The sequence below is a fragment of the Hydrogenophaga sp. ZJX-1 genome, assembly GCF_048590325.1.
GTDB lineage: Bacteria > Pseudomonadota > Gammaproteobacteria > Burkholderiales > Burkholderiaceae_C > Hydrogenophaga.
On record NZ_JBMBRA010000007.1, the window covers coordinates 33,138 to 47,812 of the forward strand.

Here is a 14,675-nt window from a genome sequence, read left to right on the forward strand (position 1 = left end):
TGGCATGGAGACTGGTATGAGCAAAGTCATTTATTCCTCCATCCGGAACGTGGTCGAGGCCCTCATGGCCCTGAGCCTGCTGGGCATGGTGATCGCGGTGTTCGGCAATGTCGTGCTGCGCTATTTCTGGGGAACGGGCTGGGTGGTTTCGGAAGAGCTGTCGCGCCTGCTGTTCGTCTGGCTGGTCTGCCTGTCGGCCACGCTGGCCTTCGGCGATCGCCAGCACCTCGGCTTCGATCTCGTGACCGAGCGCCTGCACGGGGTGCCCGCTGCGCTGTGTCGCTGGCTGTCGCGCGGCCTGATGGCGCTCGCGCTCTTCTACCTGATCACGGGCTCCTGGGCACAGGTGCTGGTGGGCATGGAAAGCCGCAGTCCGGTGATGAACTACCCGCTGGCCCTGGGCGCTGCGGGCACGCTGGTGATGGGCTGCTGCATGGCGCTGCTCCTGCTGCTGCAAAGCTGGAACGAGCTGCGCGGCCACACGCCGCCGGACGCCGGCCACACCGATGAAGGAGCACGGACATGACCGTCGCGATCTTTCTGCTGGTGCTGTTCGCCACCATGACGGTGGGCGTGCCCATCGCGTTTGCGCTCATGCTGACCGCGCTGGCGCTGATGGTGCACCTGGACTTCTTCGACGCGCAGTTGCTCGCGCAAAACGTGCAGGCCGGCTTCGACAGCTTCCCGCTGCTGGCGGTGCCCTTCTTCATCCTGGCCGGCGAACTGATGAACGCCGGTGGCCTGAGCCGCCGCATCATCGATCTGGCGCGTTCGCTGGTGGGCCACATCCCCGGTGGCCTGGGCTATGTCGCGATCGCGGCCTCGCTGATGCTGGCGTCCATGAGCGGCTCGGCCATCGCCGACACCGCCGCGCTGGCCACGCTGCTGCTGCCGATGATGCGCAAGCAGCACTACCCCGACGGATCGAGCGCCGGCCTGATCGCCTCGGGCGGCATCATCGCGCCCATCGTGCCGCCGTCCATGCCGATGGTGATCTACGGCGTGACGACCAACACCTCGATCAGCAAGCTGTTCCTGGCCGGCATCGTGCCCGGCATCCTGATGGCGGTGGCGCTGGTGATGGTGTGGCGTGGCATTGCGCGCAAGAAGCAGCTGCCGGTGGCCGAGAAGAGCAGCTGGGTCGAACGGCGTGGCGTGCTGGGTGAAAGCGCCTGGGCGCTGATGATGCCGGTGATCATCATCGGCGGCCTGCGCTTCGGCTTCTTCACGCCCACCGAGGCGGCCGTGGTCGCCGCGGTGTACGCCCTGCTGGTGGCCACCTTCATCTACCGCGAGCTGAACCTGCAGCGCCTGTACCGCGTGCTGGTGGACGCCGCGCGCACCACCGGCGTGGTGATGTTCCTCTGCGGCGCAGCCACGGCTGCCTCTTACATGATCACCCTGGCCGACCTGCCGAGCCAGCTCGCCGAGAGCATGGGCCCGCTGCTGCAGAGCCCCATGCTGTTCATGGCCGTGGTCTGCCTGTTCCTGCTGGCCGTGGGCATGGTGATGGACCTCACACCCACCATCCTGATCCTGGCGCCGGTGCTCGCACCGCTGGCCGCCAAGGCCGGCATCGACCCGGTGTATTTCGGCTTCGTCTTCATCTTCGTCGGTTGCCTGGGCTTGCTCACGCCGCCGGTGGGCACGGTGCTCAACGTGGTGGCCGGCGTGGGCCGGTTGCGCATGGAGCCGGTGATCAAGGGCGTGATGCCGTTCCTGGCGGTGTATTTCGCCATGCTGGCCTTGCTGATCGTGTTCCCGGCCATCGTGTTGTGGCCGCTCAAGCTGATGTTCTGACCCGCTGTTCCCTTTTCTTTTCCGTTCACCCCCGTGGCCCTGTGCCCATCCATCCAGAAGGAGATACCCCCCATGAAATTTAAGCAACTCGCTCTCACGGCCGCCATCACCCTGGCCACGCTCGGCGCCGGCTTCGCGCAGGCGCAGGACATCAAGCCGCGCCTGATCCGCTTCGGCTACGGCCTCAACGAGGTGTCCAACCAGGGCCGCGCCGCCAAGGTGTTCACCGACGAAGTGGCCAAGGCCTCGGGCAACAAGATGAAGGTGCGTGCCATCGGTGCCGCCGCGCTGGGCTCCGACGTGCAGATGCAGCAGGCCCTGATCGGCGGCGCGCAGGAAATGATGGTCGGCTCCACCGCCACGCTGGTCGGCATCACCAAGGAAATGGCGATCTGGGACACCCCTTTCCTGTTCAACAACGCCAAAGAAGCCGACGCCGTGCTTGACGGCCCGGTGGGCCAGAAGGTGATGGACAAGCTGCAGGAAAAAGGCCTGGTCGGTCTGGTGTACTGGGAAAACGGTTTCCGCAACCTCACCAACAACAAGCGCGCCGTCACCAAGCTCGAAGACATGGACGGCATCAAGCTGCGCGTGATGCAGAACAACGTGTTCATCGACAGCTTCAAGACCCTGGGCGCCAACGCCGTGCCGCTGCCGTTCTCGGAGCTGTTCACCGCGCTGGAGACCAAGACGGTCGACGGCCAGGAGAACCCGTACAACACCATCCTGTCCAGCAAGTTCTACGAGGTGCAGAAGTACCTGACCGTCACCAACCACGTCTACAGCCCCTGGATCGTGCTGGTGAGCAAGAAGTGGTGGGACGGCCTGAGCAAAGACGAGCAGAAGGTCCTGCTCGACGCCGCGAAGAAGAGCCGCGATTTTGAGCGTCAGGACACCCGCGCTGAAGCCGACAAGGCCCTGGCCGACCTGCGCAGCAAGGGCATGCAGGTCAACGAACTGTCGCCGGCCGAAGCCAACCGCATGCGTGACAAGCTGGGCGCCATCAACGCCAGCATCTCCGCCAACGTGGGCGAAGGCCTGTGGAAAGAAGTGCAGGGCGCAGTGGCCCAGGCGCGCGGCGGCAAGTAAGCGCCTTTTCTTCTGCTCGATGAAGCCGGCCTTGCCCAAGGCCGGCTTTTTTGTTTTGATGGGCACCTTCGTCCACCGGGGACCCGCCATGAACTTCCTGCACGCGCTCACCGGCTCCTTCTCCCAGTCCGCAGCCGGGAACCCCACCGTGGCCATGATCGAAGCCGCCTACCGGCACCACGGGCTCGAATGGCGCTACGTCAATTGCGAGGTCGCGCCCATTGACCTGGCCGCGGCCGTGCGCGGCGCGCGTGCCATGGGCTGGGCCGGGTTCAACTGCTCGTTGCCACACAAGCTGACGGTGATCGAGCACCTGGACGGGCTGGCGCCCTCGGCGGAGATCATCGGCGCCGTCAACACCGTGGTGATGCGCGACGGGCTGTGGATCGGCGAGAACACCGATGGCCAGGGGTTCATTGAGGCACTGCGCCCGGTGTGCGACCTCGAAGGCCAGCGCGTGACGCTGTTCGGCGCCGGTGGTGCGGCGCGCGCCGTGGCGGTGGAGCTGGCCCTGGCGGGCGCGGCACACATCACCGTGGTCAACCGCTCGCGCCCGCGTGGGCAGGAACTGGCCGACCTTGTCTGCGCCAAGACCGGCGCCACCGCCGAATACGCCCACTGGCTCCCGGCCATGCCCATCCCGGCGGGCACCGGCATCGTGGTCAACGCGACGTCCATCGGACTGGCGCCCGGCGTGGACGAGCAGCTCGACGTGGACTGGGCCACCTTGCGCCCCGGCATGGTGGTGGCCGACGCCATCCCCAACCCGCCACGCACCCACCTGATCCGCACCGCCGAAGCCGCCGGCTGCACCGTGCTCGACGGGCTGGACATGCTGGTGAACCAGGGCGCCATCGCCATCCGGCTCTGGTCCGGGGTGGACGTGGACCGCAGCGTCATGCGCCGCGAGCTGGAGCATGTGCTGGGTCTCAGGGAGACCGCCAACACGCTCTGAAGTCCCACCACCTGCCGAAGCGCCGGAAACCGACCGGAAACGTTGGCCCTCGCTCTCCGGTAGAGTACGCCCCTCAAACGGTCCTCTGGTTGGGGGTGGCCCAAACCGCTCCCGACTGCCTGACCGACGCGGCCCAAGCCGCGGTGCTCCCTCTTCAAACACCCACAGAATCGACATGAACGGTCCTATCGCCCTGAATCAACTCCCCCAGAAAAACATCTTTCGCGCCGGCGACGTGTTCGTGCTGTTCGGTGAGCTTTTCGGCCGCGGCTATGCCAACGGCCTCGTCGCCGAAGCACGCAAGGCCGGCATGAGCATCATCGGCATCACCGTGGGCCGCCGGGAGGCCGACGGCACGCTGCGCCCGCTGAACGACGAAGAACTCGCCGCCGCCGAAGACAACCTGGGCGGCAAGATCATCAACGTGCCCCTGATGGCCGGTTTTGACATGGACGCGCCCGCCGGCACGCCCACGCCCACCGAAATGCTGGGCAAGCTCACCCTCAAGTCCTGGACCGAAGACAAGCTCGACTGGGACCACATCGCCCAATGCCGCGAGATCGGCGTCGAGCGCTTCAAGACCTCCCTGGCCCAGGTCATGGCCACGCTCGACGGCATGATCCCCGACGGCCGCAACGTCTTCTTCGCCCACACCATGGCCGGCGGCATCCCCAAGGCCAAGGTCTTCCTCGCCATCGCCAACCGCGTCTACAAAGGCCGTGGCGAGCGCCACCAGTCTTCGCAGGTGCTGCTCGACAGCGACCTGGGCAAGCTCATCCTGCAGAACTTCGACGAAGTGTCGGCCAACACCTTTGGCCACCTCATCGAAGCCAGCGCCGCCATCCGCGAGCGCGCCGAGCGCAGCGGCGGCCAGGTCCGCTACAGCGCCTACGGCTACCACGGCACCGGCATCCTCATCGGTGATGAATACCAGTGGCAGACCTACAGCAACTACACCCAGGGCTACGCCAAGATGCGCCTGGAGCGCATCGCCCAGGCCGCCTGGGAGCGGGGCGTTCGCGCCACCGTCTTCAACTGCCCCGAGATCCGCACCAACTCGTCGGACATCTTTGCCGGCGTGGAGCTGCCCCTGTTCTCGCTGCTGCGCGCCCTGCGCAAGGAAAACGGCGGCGCCTGGGCCGAAGCCCAGTGGGCCGCCTGTGCCGGTTTGCTGAACGATGGCGAGGCCGGCCTGGCCGTGGTGATGCAGCGCATCGCCGACTTCTACGCCAGCGACGTGATGAAGGGCTACGGCGACTTCGCCGCCTGGCCCATGCCCAACAGCCAGGGCCTGGCCGACCTGATGATCGGCGCCTCCGATGACATGGTCGCGCTGCACAAGGAGCGCAGCGCGCTCATCACCGACCTGCTCAGCGCGCTCGTGATCGAAGCCTCGGGCGCCCTGATGTTCCGCGAGTGTTCGGAACCCGGCGGCCCGGTGCTCTGGCTCAACCACGACATCATCGCCCGCCAGCTCAACCAGACGCACGCCTGAGTGCGACCACGCGGGGTCGCAGCGCCCCGCGGAGGGCGCGGCGACAGCGCAGTCGGCGGGTAACATGCCCGCATGACCCGACTGCAAACCGAATACCAGCGCCTCTACCTGCCGCCCGCAGCCGGCCCAGACAGCGCCGATGCCCTGGGCCTGATCGGTGCCGACGGCCGCGTCAGGGCCCTGGTGCTCGCGCTCAGCCGCCCGGCCGACTGGGACGCACTCTCGCCCCTGTGGCGCGGCGTGCAGTCCGACCTGGAACTGCCGGCCCCGGCCATCGCCGTCAACGGCGTCGACGCGTTTGAACTCTGGTTCTCATTGGCCGAACCGGTGCCGGTGGCCGAGGCGGCCGCCTTTCTGCAGGGCCTGCGCCAGCGTTACCTGGCCGACGTGAAGCCCGCGCGCCTGCGGCTCTGGCCTGACGCGGCGGTTCCATCGGCGTCCCCAGGTCCAGCGCGCATTCCCGCCCTGCAGCCCGCCACCGGCCGCTGGTCCGCCTTTGTCGCGCCCGACCTGCCCGCGGTGTTCGGCGACGACCCCTCGCTCGATTTCCAGCCGGCGGACGACGCGCAGGCCGAACAGCTCGGCCGCCTCGCCAGCATCCCGCCGGAAGCCTGGCAGGCGGCGCTGGCGCAACTGCAGGCCGTGGCGCCTGTTGCCGCCGTGGTCACGACGGCACACACCGCGTTGTCCACCCCGGCATCGTCGGCGGTGACCGCACACGCCGCCCTGCAAGGCCCCTACCAGGACCCGCGCCGCTTCCTGCTCGACGTGATGAACGACCCCACGGTCGCGCTGGCCCTGCGCATCGACGCGGCCAAGGCTTTGCTGCCGGGTGGCGGCGACGCGCCGAGCTGACACTGCGCCAGCTGCGTGAATGAGCCGCATGGAGATCGACCACCTCTTCATGTTCATCGAGCCCGGCGGACCCGAGATCGATGCACTCCTGCGCCTGGGCCTTACCGAGACCTACCGCCGCGCCCACCCCGGGCAGGGCACTGCCAACGTCTGCTTCGCGTTCGACAACCTCTACCTCGAACTGCTCTGGCTCACCAGCGAAGCCGAAGCCCGCAGCCCGGCTATCGCGCGCACCCGTCTGTGGGAGCGCAGCCAATGGCGCACGCTGGGCACCTGCCCGTTGGGCATCGCGGTCCGTGGCGATCTCGCCAGCGCGGGCGTGCCCACTTGGGACTACCGGCCGCCATATTTGCCACTGGACATGAGCATCCCGGTCGCCACCGACAGCGACGACCCGATGCAGCCCATGCTGTTCGTCTCGCCGGGCCGGGAGGCGCCGCTGGGCTGGCCCGAGTCGCGGCGTAGCGCCCTGCAAAGCGCGGCGGGCTTCGGCCCGGTGCTGTCGGTGGAGCTGGCGCTGCCAGGCGGCGCGGCATCCGCGCCTCTGCACTCGCTCGTGGTGCCGGGCAACGCTCTCGGTTTTGCAGCGCGGCCAGACGGGCGATTTGGCTTGCGGCTGCTGTTGGGTGATCGGTCCGAGAAACGAAGCCATGTGCTGGATATCGTGTCCACCGACGACGGGCCATGGGAAGTGTCGCTGAACGAGGAAACACTGCATTAACGGCCTTTTCGTGAGCTTGACGAGTCTCCAAAACCTGTCGCAACCAAAAGCCCATGTCATTTCAGTCAACCAAGCTAATCCCCATAGAGCTATCATGAGGATTTAACGGGTGGTAAATGACCACTGATTACTACTGTCTTCGACCCTTCTTTGGGGCTCAACATGAAAATCAAACTTCCGTATCGCCGCAGGCTTCTTGTCAAGAACCTGCAACCTCAGATGTCTTCCAAATTAAACGACAATAAGTGGTCAGAGTTGTTGAGGTCAGGAGCGGCCTCATTCTTTGGAGCAAGCCTTGCTTCTATCCTGACGCTGTGGATAACGCTCACTACACTTGAGTCCTTTAAGGCGGAGGAAAATTTGAGACAGCTTGCATTAAATGATCTGTATCGGCCGCTTATCAAGTCATCATCCGAATGTAACTCCAATAGAATAAAATTGCTTAATAGTCTTGCTCATTATGAGGGGTGGTTGAAGATTGCATCCGGCTATCTGGCAGAGTTTTCCAGCAATTCACGATCCGACGAAATTAATGGAAATCTAATGCCGACTTCGAAAAACTACGGTGAATTCGTCGATAAGGTAACGATTTCCCTCGATGAAATAGGTAAATATAGTACTATAGTAATCGCCTGCGAGAGGGAGAATATGGATGGCTGGATGACGCTTGCAATCGTAGTGGGTGTTGATAAAGAGTTTTCAAATATTGCAGCAATTAGGATGAAGGCGATGTCGGGGTTGGAGGGGGTAATTCGCGATGATGATATATTTTTGCAGTTGATCACCAATCCGAAATCAGGGATATCTATGATGCTCGCACTGAGTGATGGAATGAACGGAAATCAGTCAAGAACTCTGGCAGTTGTTGATAAACTGAAGTCGGGGTTGAAAAAATCCTCTGATCATGCAAGTAAGGTCTATAAACAACAGGAAGACCTGTATTTTTCGATAATGAAATCGGATAATGAGTTAAATAGGCTCTTCTTGAAAAACCTGCGCGATAGATTCTCTAAGACGCCAACCTCGTACACTGCATCAAAAATTTGATAATTTCGACTTCGGAATTCAGATTGATGGGAATATGGCTATAGGAAATCTCTGTGTAAGCTCAAAATTCAGCGCCCAATATGGATGTTGGAATATGCCTTGCTATACGGGATTTCACAGACCCTCACAACTCCACCCAACAACACCCGAGCTGTCACCCATTCGCCGCACAGCGACCGCTATGCGAGCGTTCGCCCCACCAACTTCTGACCCGCCCGGTTCAGTTCACACTGTCTTGTGCACGGTTCCGAAGTCGCCCGCGATCCCCGCCATATGCGGCGGGTGCGTCACCAAGCTTTTCAGGGCTGGTTGTGCCTGCGCGAGTATGGCTTCCTGCGGGAGCGGGCGGCGCAGTTCCGGCTCGGTGGCAAAGGCCGCTTCGATCGCGCTGGCCATGCCCAGCAAGCGGTCGTCGGCGCGCAGCGGCGCGATGAGTTGCTGGCCGAAGGGCGCGCTTTGTTCGTCCACACCGCAGAAGCGTGACAGGCGCATGAGCGCGGCGTCGGCTTCGGCAGGTAACATGCTCGGCCACCACCTTGAATCGCACAGGCATGCCCCCAGCCAGCGGGCTGACCCCCGCATCCTTCATCGCGCAAGCGCTCAGCAACCCCATCAACGCCGAGCTCTTGCAGCGGCTGAAAAGCCTGCGACTGCCCCAGTGCCACCTCACCGCCGGCTGCCTGTTTCAGGCGGTGTGGAACCGGCAGGCGGGCAGGGCGCCGGATTGGGGCGTGAATGACCACGATGTTTTTTACTTCGACGGCGACGACCTGTCGTGGGAAGCCGAAGACCGCGTGATCCAGGCGGTGCAGGCGAGCACCGCCGACCTGGGCGTGAAGGTCGAGGTGAAGAACCAGGCCCGGGTCCACCTCTGGTACCGCGACCGCTTTCAGGCCGACTACCCCCGACTCACCCGCACCACCGACGGCATCGACCGCTACCTCGTGACCTGCACCTGCGTGGGCATCGACGTGCAAACCCGCGCGCTGTATGCGCCCAACGGGCTGGGCGAATTGCAGCGCGGCGTCCTGCGCATGAACCCGCGCTTCGCCCAGCCCGCCATGTTCCGCGACAAGGCGCGCAGCTACCAGCAACGCTGGCCCTGGCTGAGCGTGGTGCCGGCGGAAGAAGAGGGAGGCCCATGACCGCACGCCGACTTGATATCGACCACCCCTTCATGTTCATCGAGCCTGAGGGACCACACTCGGCGCGCATCTGAACGGCACAAGTCCACATGCCCCCATGACCGACCAACCAACGACCGCCTTCCAGCCGTTGACCGGCATCTACGAGCCGTCGGCGATCGTTCAACTGCCAGACGGGCGTTTTCTCGTTGTCGAGGACGAGAAAAGCCGCCCTTTGAGTCTGGTCACCCTGGGTGCCGATGGCGGTGTCGAGAGCGCGGCGCTCACAGCCGGGCTGTTTCAGATGTTCAGCGAATTCTGGAAGCTCGACGACCTCGAAGGACTGACCATCGACCGGGCAGGGTTCGTCTACGCCATCACCTCGCACTCGCGCGATGACGATGGCGGCAAGAAGAAGTCCCGTGAAAGGCTGGTCCGGTTCCGGATCGAGGGTGCGCGGGTGGCCGACGCCAAGATCGTCGACGGCTTGAAACAGGCCCTTGTGAAGCAACACCCTGTGCTCGCGGCAGCGGCCTAGGTGCGGGACGTCAAAGGCGGTGGTGGACTCAACATCGAAGCCCTTGAAATGAGCCCGGACCAGAAGCGACTGCTGATCGGATTCCGCAGCCCGTTGCGCGACGGCCGGGCGCTCATCGCGAGTGTCGTCAACCCCACGGCCCTCTTTGAATCGGATGAGGCACCCCGTATCGCGCCCGAGCTCGAAGAACTGGATCTGGGCGGCCAGGGCATCCGGGGTTTGTCTTATGTTCCCGCCCTGGGTGCGTATCTGGTCATTGCTGGCCCTGTTTCACGCGAACGGGCCAGCTTTGCCCTGTGGCGCTGGAGCGGCGAGCCCGGTGCGCCGGCACACCGGGTCACGGTGCCCGGCTTGGGCGGCATCGAGAAGGCCGAGGGCGTGAGCCCAGCCATCGTCGGCGGACTGGAGCGGATCGTCATCGTCAGCGACGACGGCGACCGGGACGCCGGGCACTTTGCTGGCTATCTTCTGCTCGACCCGGGCCAGCTGCAGACGGCCTCTTGATCGATTGACGGCACCGGAGCGCCAGTGTTTCCTCGGGCTGCCAGGGAGGGCTGCTTTCTAGTCCGGTGGCTTCATGCCGGTCCGATGCGACTGACCGGTTTGGGGTGGATTGATCGAATCGGCAAAGACGCCTCTCGACCCATACCTGTCATACGATTCGCCAGGGTTCCAACGGCAGGTTTCACAAAGTCGCTATGCTGCCGATCTTGATGTGTGAATACCAAAGGGAGAACAAATGGTAGGGCATAAGTTCAATGAGGCGCAGCTGCGTGCTTTCGAGAGTGCTTATGACGTGACTCATGAGGACATTGCTGCGCAGGCACGTGGAGAATTCCTAAAAGCGTTTCCGTTAAAGAGTCTTTCGCACTTGGAACTCGACAATTACGTCATTGGTCACCAACGACCGACGTTTTGTGCGCACGTCGAGGCTAAAACGCGGCCATGGGCAAACATCCAAGGGGCAACGTCCGAAAAGTTCGGCATCTACTTCGGAAAGACGAAAACTGATCTTCAAAAGAAATACCGCTTCACGCGCCGATTTGGGAATACACGAGATGATGCATTTCGTTCCGTGAAGACGGCCCTTTTGCAGCTAATTAAACTTGGACAAGCGGCTCAATTGGATTTTTCGGAGATTGACAAAAACCCGCTGTCGCAGATGTTCAAGGCCAAAATTCTGAGCCTCTACTTTGCGGACAAATTCCTTAACGTCTGTAGCGCAGACCATCTGGAGACACTCGGAGCAGAGCTTGGCTGTGGAAATGATCGTCCATCCAGCGAATATCAGCATCGGTTGTTGAGCGTCAAGCTCTCGAACACGACGACTCGAACTTGGAGCAACCCCAAGTTCATGTCGTTTCTGTACAGAACCTATTTTCCAAATGATGGAAAAAAATCGGTGGCGACCATTCTTGCTCCCAAGAAAAAGAACCACCGCAAGGTCAATTTCGAGGATATCCAAGGACAGCGAGACAGAATCGGCAAGGCGGCGGAGGCGTATGCTCTTGAATGGGAAAGACGACGCCTTGAGGGGATTGGCTATACGGAACTTGCGTCCAAGATTGATGATCGCCGAGACCGGCCCGGCTATGGTTATGACTTCCTCTCACATACGTCACCGAAGCAGAAGCGGTTCATCGAGGTCAAAGCGGTTGGCAAGCTTCCCGGTGGCAAAGGTCATCGGTTTTTCTTGTCAGATAACGAGCACATCGTCTCCACGTCAGACGAACACCAAGAAGCATATTTCTTCTATCTGGTGTTCTTTGATACGGATGGAAAACCTTTTGAATTGCGGCCGATACGTGCAGATGAGCTCTACCAGCAGAGCGAGATGTTGCCTGCGGCATACGTGGTTCGCTTCGACTTTAGGCGCTCTGAGAAATAGGCGCGTTCGCTGTATTCAGAGGCCACCCTCCAGCAACAGGAACAACTAGCAGGCAGGCAGCTCACGAACTTTATCGGTCATGTTGATGACGGTTTTTGGCGAGAAGGAGGGTCAGCAGTTGGCCGGTACCCGCCGGCCGGTCCGTTGTCAGGAACAGCAGAACGCCCGCTCAGCGCGCGGCAACAGTGGCGCGCAACCAAGCAGCCTCCCAGCGGTTTTTGCGCTGCGTTCCCGTCCCACGGCCTCTGCGCTGGCGATGGATCTTCATGGTGCCCCGAGCCTCATGGCCGGGCCGCACCGCCACAACCGTTCAAAGCACGCTGAAGTCGATCACGATCGCGCCTGGCTCGCGCTGCCGGTATGCCACGGCGATGCGGTCGCCGTAGCGCTGCGCCATCTGCGACAGCAGGGGCAGGGGGTCGTGGTCGTTGGCGAATCGCATGGTCTCGCCCGGCTGCAGGCTGTCGAGCGCGCCGAAGATGGCGGCGTGCCGGAATCGTTTGGCCACGCCGCGGGCGTCGAACGGGTAGATGGCGTCGGGTGACAGGTGTGCGTGAGCTTGTGACATGTTGGTTCCTTGGGTGGACGGTGGAGGGACCCGGCGCCAGGCGTCAGGCGGTGGGGGAGGGCTTGGCCTTGCTGGCGGGCTTGCGAAGGCTGCGGGGCGCCACCACCGGAGCCAGCCCCGGCGACAGGGCGCGTCCCTTGGCCGGCGCCGCTGCGGGCTCGACCATGTCGGCCAGCGTCATGCCGTCAAGTTCCTTGAAGTAGGCCCCCAGCGCGGCGTTGAACAGGCCTTTCAGGCGGCAGGTCGGCGACAGCGTGCACTGGTTGGAGCCCGGGTCGAAACACTCGACCAGGCGGAAGTCGGTCTCCGAGGCGCGCACCACGTCCCCGATGCGCAGCTGGGCCGGGTCTTTCAGCAGGCGCAGTCCGCCGCCGCGGCCACGCGTGGTTTCCAGCACGCCCTGGCGGCCGAGGTCGGTGACGATCTTCATCAGGTGGTTCCTGGACACCCCATGTTGTTCGGCCAGTTCGCTGATGGTCACCATCTGATGCGGGCGGGCCGCGCAATACATCAGCACGCGCAAGGTGTAGTCGGTGTACTCGGCTAGTCGCATGGAAACCCCTAAAGAGGCACGAAGTATATTTCTTTAGAGGTGGTTTGGGTATAAGATTCATCTCACATACTTCTTATGAGGTCTTCGCAGCGGACCGACGGTCCCTGCAACGCCCACCACACCATGGCCCTCCCCACCTTGCACGCCTCGCCGCCCGAGTCCGCCGCCGCGCCACAGCCCCCGGGCTGGCCGTTGCTGAGGCTGGGATTCCGCCCTTTTTATCTGGGGGCTGCGTCGTTCGCGCTGCTGTCGATTCCCCTGTGGGTGGCGCTGTTCCTGGGCCAGTGGAACCTCACGATGGCGTTGCCACCGCTGCTGTGGCACGCGCACGAAATGCTGTTCGGCTTCGCGATCGCGGTCATCCTGGGCTTCTTGCTGACCGCGGTCAAAGCCTGGACGGGGCTGGTCACGCCGCGCGGTGCCTTTCTGGGTGCCCTGGCGCTGTTGTGGCTGGCGGCCCGGGTGGCCGCCGTGACCGGGCCCTACGCGCTGTACGCCGTGCTGGACCTGGCGCTGCTGCCCCTGGTGGCCGGGGTGTTGACCCATGTGCTGCTGCGCGCGCGCAACCGGCGCAACCTCCCGCTGGCGGGGATGCTGATGCTGCTCGCACTGGCCAACGGCTTCTTTCACCTGGGGGTGATCGGCGCCATCGAGATCTCCCCGCTGACGCCGTTGTACGCCGCCCTGGCCCTGATCGTGATGATCGAGTGCGTGATCGCGGGGCGGGTGATTCCGGCCTTCACCATGAGCGCGACCCCGGGTCTGAAGCTCCAGGTGCGCGCGCCGGTGGACCGCGCCGCGCTGGCGCTCACCGCGCTGGCCTTGCTGCTGTGGGTGTTTGCGCCGGCCTCGGCGGGCTGGAACATGGCCGGTGGTCTGGCGTTTTCGCTCGCGGCGCTGGCCCAGGTGGAGCGGCTGCTGCAGTGGCGGCCCGCGTTGACCCGGCACCGCCCGATCCTGTGGATCCTGCACGTGTCCTACGCCTGGATTCCCTTCGGCCTGGCCTTGCTGGCGGCGGCCCGGTTCGGCTGGGTCGGTGTTTCAGCCGGCGTGCATGCGCTGGCGATCGGTGCCACCGCCGGTCTCATCATCGGCATGATGACCCGCACCGCCCGCGGCCACACCGGGCGCGCGCTGCAGGTGTCCCGCCCGGAGATCGCGGCCTATGTGCTCGTGATGCTGGCGGCTGCGGTGCGCGTGCTGCTGCCGCTGGCCGCGCCGCCATGGCTGCCAATGGCTTTGGTGATATCTGCAGCGGCCTGGTCGGTGGCGTTTGCCATCTACCTCTTCATCTACACCCCCTGGCTGCTCCAGACGCGCTCTGACGGCAAGGACGGCTGACGCCCTTTTTTCATCCCGCTCCGCTTTTTCAACCCATCCCTTTTCACCCACCTCAGGACCCGTTCATGAACACCACCTCCGCTCCCGCCCCCACCGTGGACCTGCGCACCATCGCTCCGCGCGAACGCCACTCGCTGGTGTTCGCCACCTTCAAGGCCTTGCCACCCGGCGCGGCCATGGAACTGATCAACGACCACAACCCGCAGCCGCTGCGCGGGCAGTTCGAGAGCGGTCTCTACGGCGCCTTCGGCTGGACCGAGCTGGAGAGCGGACCCGAACAATGGCGCGTGCAGATCGCCAAACCCGCCGAGAGCAAGCCCGTGCACGGGGTGGATTCCTGCTGCGGTTCCTGCGGCGGCTGACCAGGAGCCAGCGCCATGACCTTTGTGGTGACCGAATCGTGCATCCGGTGCAAATACACCGATTGCGTCGACGTCTGCCCGGTCGACGCGTTTCGCGAGGGACCGAACTTCCTGGTGATCGATCCCGCCGACTGCATCGATTGCGCGGTCTGTGTCCCGGAGTGCCCGGTCTCGGCGATCTACGCCGAAGAAGACGTGCCCAAGGACCAGCGGGACTTCACGCCGCTCAACGCCGAGCTGGCGCTGGTGTGGAAACCGATCACGCGGACCAAACCCGCGCTGCCCGACGCCGACGCGTGGAGCGCGGTTCAGGACAAACGGGACCAGCTCGAACGCTGA

The 14,675-nt window shown here is 63.7% G+C and carries 18 protein-coding genes; 15 read left to right on the plus strand and 3 right to left on the minus strand.

Annotated features, from left to right (window positions below):
* The first annotated feature begins 16 nt into the window (after positions 1-16).
* From ACN5W5_RS18920 to ACN5W5_RS18955, 8 genes are all read left to right on the plus strand, one after another.
* The gene (locus ACN5W5_RS18920; RefSeq protein ID WP_420050013.1) at positions 17-526 is read left to right on the plus strand and encodes a TRAP transporter small permease; all 510 of its coding nucleotides are present in this window, start codon (positions 17-19) and stop codon (positions 524-526) included.
* Positions 523-1,800 (plus strand): TRAP transporter large permease, encoded by a 1,278-nt coding sequence (locus ACN5W5_RS18925; protein ID WP_420050014.1) that lies wholly within the window; start codon positions 523-525, stop codon positions 1,798-1,800. The genes ACN5W5_RS18920 and ACN5W5_RS18925 overlap by 4 nt, the downstream gene beginning before the upstream one ends.
* 72 nt (positions 1,801-1,872) lie before the next feature.
* Positions 1,873-2,889, plus strand: a complete 1,017-nt coding sequence (locus tag ACN5W5_RS18930) for a TRAP transporter substrate-binding protein (protein ID WP_420050015.1) — start codon at positions 1,873-1,875, stop codon at positions 2,887-2,889.
* Between the two features lie 88 nt (positions 2,890-2,977).
* The gene (locus tag ACN5W5_RS18935; RefSeq protein WP_420050016.1) at positions 2,978-3,844 is read left to right on the plus strand and encodes a shikimate dehydrogenase family protein; all 867 of its coding nucleotides are present in this window, start codon (positions 2,978-2,980) and stop codon (positions 3,842-3,844) included.
* Between the two features lie 175 nt (positions 3,845-4,019).
* Positions 4,020-5,339 (plus strand): enoyl ACP reductase FabMG family protein, encoded by a 1,320-nt coding sequence (locus tag ACN5W5_RS18940; RefSeq protein ID WP_420050017.1) that lies wholly within the window; start codon positions 4,020-4,022, stop codon positions 5,337-5,339.
* Positions 5,340-5,411: 72 nt separating this feature from the next.
* Entirely contained in the window at positions 5,412-6,194 is a 783-nt protein-coding gene (locus ACN5W5_RS18945) for a hypothetical protein (RefSeq protein ID WP_420050018.1), read from the plus strand.
* 19 nt (positions 6,195-6,213) lie between these two features.
* Complete coding sequence (locus tag ACN5W5_RS18950; RefSeq protein WP_420050019.1) at positions 6,214-6,915, plus strand: VOC family protein; 702 nt, start codon at positions 6,214-6,216, stop codon at positions 6,913-6,915.
* 162 nt (positions 6,916-7,077) lie between these two features.
* The gene (locus tag ACN5W5_RS18955) at positions 7,078-7,962 is read left to right on the plus strand and encodes a hypothetical protein (protein WP_420050020.1); all 885 of its coding nucleotides are present in this window, start codon (positions 7,078-7,080) and stop codon (positions 7,960-7,962) included.
* A gap of 225 nt (positions 7,963-8,187) precedes the next feature.
* Here ACN5W5_RS18955 and ACN5W5_RS18960 read toward each other — a convergent pair whose 3' ends face one another.
* A complete protein-coding gene (locus ACN5W5_RS18960) occupies positions 8,188-8,484 on the minus strand; it encodes a hypothetical protein (RefSeq protein WP_420050021.1) in 297 nt (98 codons plus the stop codon).
* Between the two features lie 29 nt (positions 8,485-8,513).
* On the opposite strand from ACN5W5_RS18960, the gene ACN5W5_RS18965 reads away from it, so the two are divergent.
* The 4 genes from ACN5W5_RS18965 (at position 8,514) to ACN5W5_RS18980 (ending at position 11,512) form a co-directional block, all read left to right on the plus strand.
* Entirely contained in the window at positions 8,514-9,107 is a 594-nt protein-coding gene (locus tag ACN5W5_RS18965; RefSeq protein WP_420050022.1) for a nucleotidyltransferase family protein, read from the plus strand.
* 97 nt (positions 9,108-9,204) lie between these two features.
* On the plus strand, positions 9,205-9,624 hold the full coding sequence (locus tag ACN5W5_RS18970) for a hypothetical protein (RefSeq protein WP_420050023.1): 420 nt from the start codon (positions 9,205-9,207) through the stop codon (positions 9,622-9,624).
* Positions 9,625-10,128: a DUF3616 domain-containing protein gene (locus tag ACN5W5_RS18975; RefSeq protein ID WP_420050024.1), complete on the plus strand. Its 504-nt coding sequence runs from the start codon at positions 9,625-9,627 to the stop codon at positions 10,126-10,128.
* 235 nt (positions 10,129-10,363) lie between these two features.
* The gene (locus ACN5W5_RS18980; protein WP_420050025.1) at positions 10,364-11,512 is read left to right on the plus strand and encodes a DUF3883 domain-containing protein; all 1,149 of its coding nucleotides are present in this window, start codon (positions 10,364-10,366) and stop codon (positions 11,510-11,512) included.
* A gap of 310 nt (positions 11,513-11,822) precedes the next feature.
* Here the strand turns inward: ACN5W5_RS18980 and ACN5W5_RS18985 are convergent, their stop codons facing one another.
* Positions 11,823-12,080, minus strand: coding sequence for a DUF2249 domain-containing protein (locus ACN5W5_RS18985; RefSeq protein WP_177139334.1), 258 nt, complete (start codon positions 12,078-12,080; stop codon positions 11,823-11,825).
* 43 nt (positions 12,081-12,123) lie between these two features.
* Positions 12,124-12,633 (minus strand): Rrf2 family transcriptional regulator, encoded by a 510-nt coding sequence (locus ACN5W5_RS18990; protein ID WP_177139336.1) that lies wholly within the window; start codon positions 12,631-12,633, stop codon positions 12,124-12,126.
* Positions 12,634-12,756: 123 nt separating this feature from the next.
* On the opposite strand from ACN5W5_RS18990, the gene ACN5W5_RS18995 reads away from it, so the two are divergent.
* From ACN5W5_RS18995 to fdxA, 3 genes are all read left to right on the plus strand, one after another.
* A complete protein-coding gene (locus ACN5W5_RS18995; RefSeq protein WP_420050026.1) occupies positions 12,757-13,974 on the plus strand; it encodes an NnrS family protein in 1,218 nt (405 codons plus the stop codon).
* A 65-nt stretch (positions 13,975-14,039) separates the two neighbouring features.
* Positions 14,040-14,336, plus strand: a complete 297-nt coding sequence (locus ACN5W5_RS19000; RefSeq protein WP_420050027.1) for a DUF2249 domain-containing protein — start codon at positions 14,040-14,042, stop codon at positions 14,334-14,336.
* Positions 14,337-14,351: 15 nt separating this feature from the next.
* The gene (fdxA, locus tag ACN5W5_RS19005; RefSeq protein WP_420050028.1) at positions 14,352-14,675 is read left to right on the plus strand and encodes a ferredoxin FdxA; all 324 of its coding nucleotides are present in this window, start codon (positions 14,352-14,354) and stop codon (positions 14,673-14,675) included.

Bases quoted from the DNA above. Each gene is read 5' to 3' on its own strand.
- ACN5W5_RS18920 (WP_420050013.1), top strand. From the start codon at position 17: ATGAGCAAAGTCATTTATTCCTCCATCCGGAACGTGGTCGAGGCCCTC.
- ACN5W5_RS18925 (WP_420050014.1), top strand. From the start codon at position 523: ATGACCGTCGCGATCTTTCTGCTGGTGCTGTTCGCCACCATGACGGTG.
- ACN5W5_RS18930 (WP_420050015.1), top strand. From the start codon at position 1,873: ATGAAATTTAAGCAACTCGCTCTCACGGCCGCCATCACCCTGGCCACG.
- ACN5W5_RS18935 (WP_420050016.1), top strand. From the start codon at position 2,978: ATGAACTTCCTGCACGCGCTCACCGGCTCCTTCTCCCAGTCCGCAGCC.
- ACN5W5_RS18940 (WP_420050017.1), top strand. From the start codon at position 4,020: ATGAACGGTCCTATCGCCCTGAATCAACTCCCCCAGAAAAACATCTTT.
- ACN5W5_RS18945 (WP_420050018.1), top strand. From the start codon at position 5,412: ATGACCCGACTGCAAACCGAATACCAGCGCCTCTACCTGCCGCCCGCA.
- ACN5W5_RS18950 (WP_420050019.1), top strand. From the start codon at position 6,214: ATGAGCCGCATGGAGATCGACCACCTCTTCATGTTCATCGAGCCCGGC.
- ACN5W5_RS18955 (WP_420050020.1), top strand. From the start codon at position 7,078: ATGAAAATCAAACTTCCGTATCGCCGCAGGCTTCTTGTCAAGAACCTG.
- ACN5W5_RS18960 (WP_420050021.1), bottom strand. From the start codon at position 8,484: ATGTTACCTGCCGAAGCCGACGCCGCGCTCATGCGCCTGTCACGCTTC.
- ACN5W5_RS18965 (WP_420050022.1), top strand. From the start codon at position 8,514: ATGCCCCCAGCCAGCGGGCTGACCCCCGCATCCTTCATCGCGCAAGCG.
- ACN5W5_RS18970 (WP_420050023.1), top strand. From the start codon at position 9,205: ATGACCGACCAACCAACGACCGCCTTCCAGCCGTTGACCGGCATCTAC.
- ACN5W5_RS18980 (WP_420050025.1), top strand. From the start codon at position 10,364: ATGGTAGGGCATAAGTTCAATGAGGCGCAGCTGCGTGCTTTCGAGAGT.
- ACN5W5_RS18985 (WP_177139334.1), bottom strand. From the start codon at position 12,080: ATGTCACAAGCTCACGCACACCTGTCACCCGACGCCATCTACCCGTTC.
- ACN5W5_RS18990 (WP_177139336.1), bottom strand. From the start codon at position 12,633: ATGCGACTAGCCGAGTACACCGACTACACCTTGCGCGTGCTGATGTAT.
- ACN5W5_RS18995 (WP_420050026.1), top strand. From the start codon at position 12,757: ATGGCCCTCCCCACCTTGCACGCCTCGCCGCCCGAGTCCGCCGCCGCG.
- ACN5W5_RS19000 (WP_420050027.1), top strand. From the start codon at position 14,040: ATGAACACCACCTCCGCTCCCGCCCCCACCGTGGACCTGCGCACCATC.
- fdxA (WP_420050028.1), top strand. From the start codon at position 14,352: ATGACCTTTGTGGTGACCGAATCGTGCATCCGGTGCAAATACACCGAT.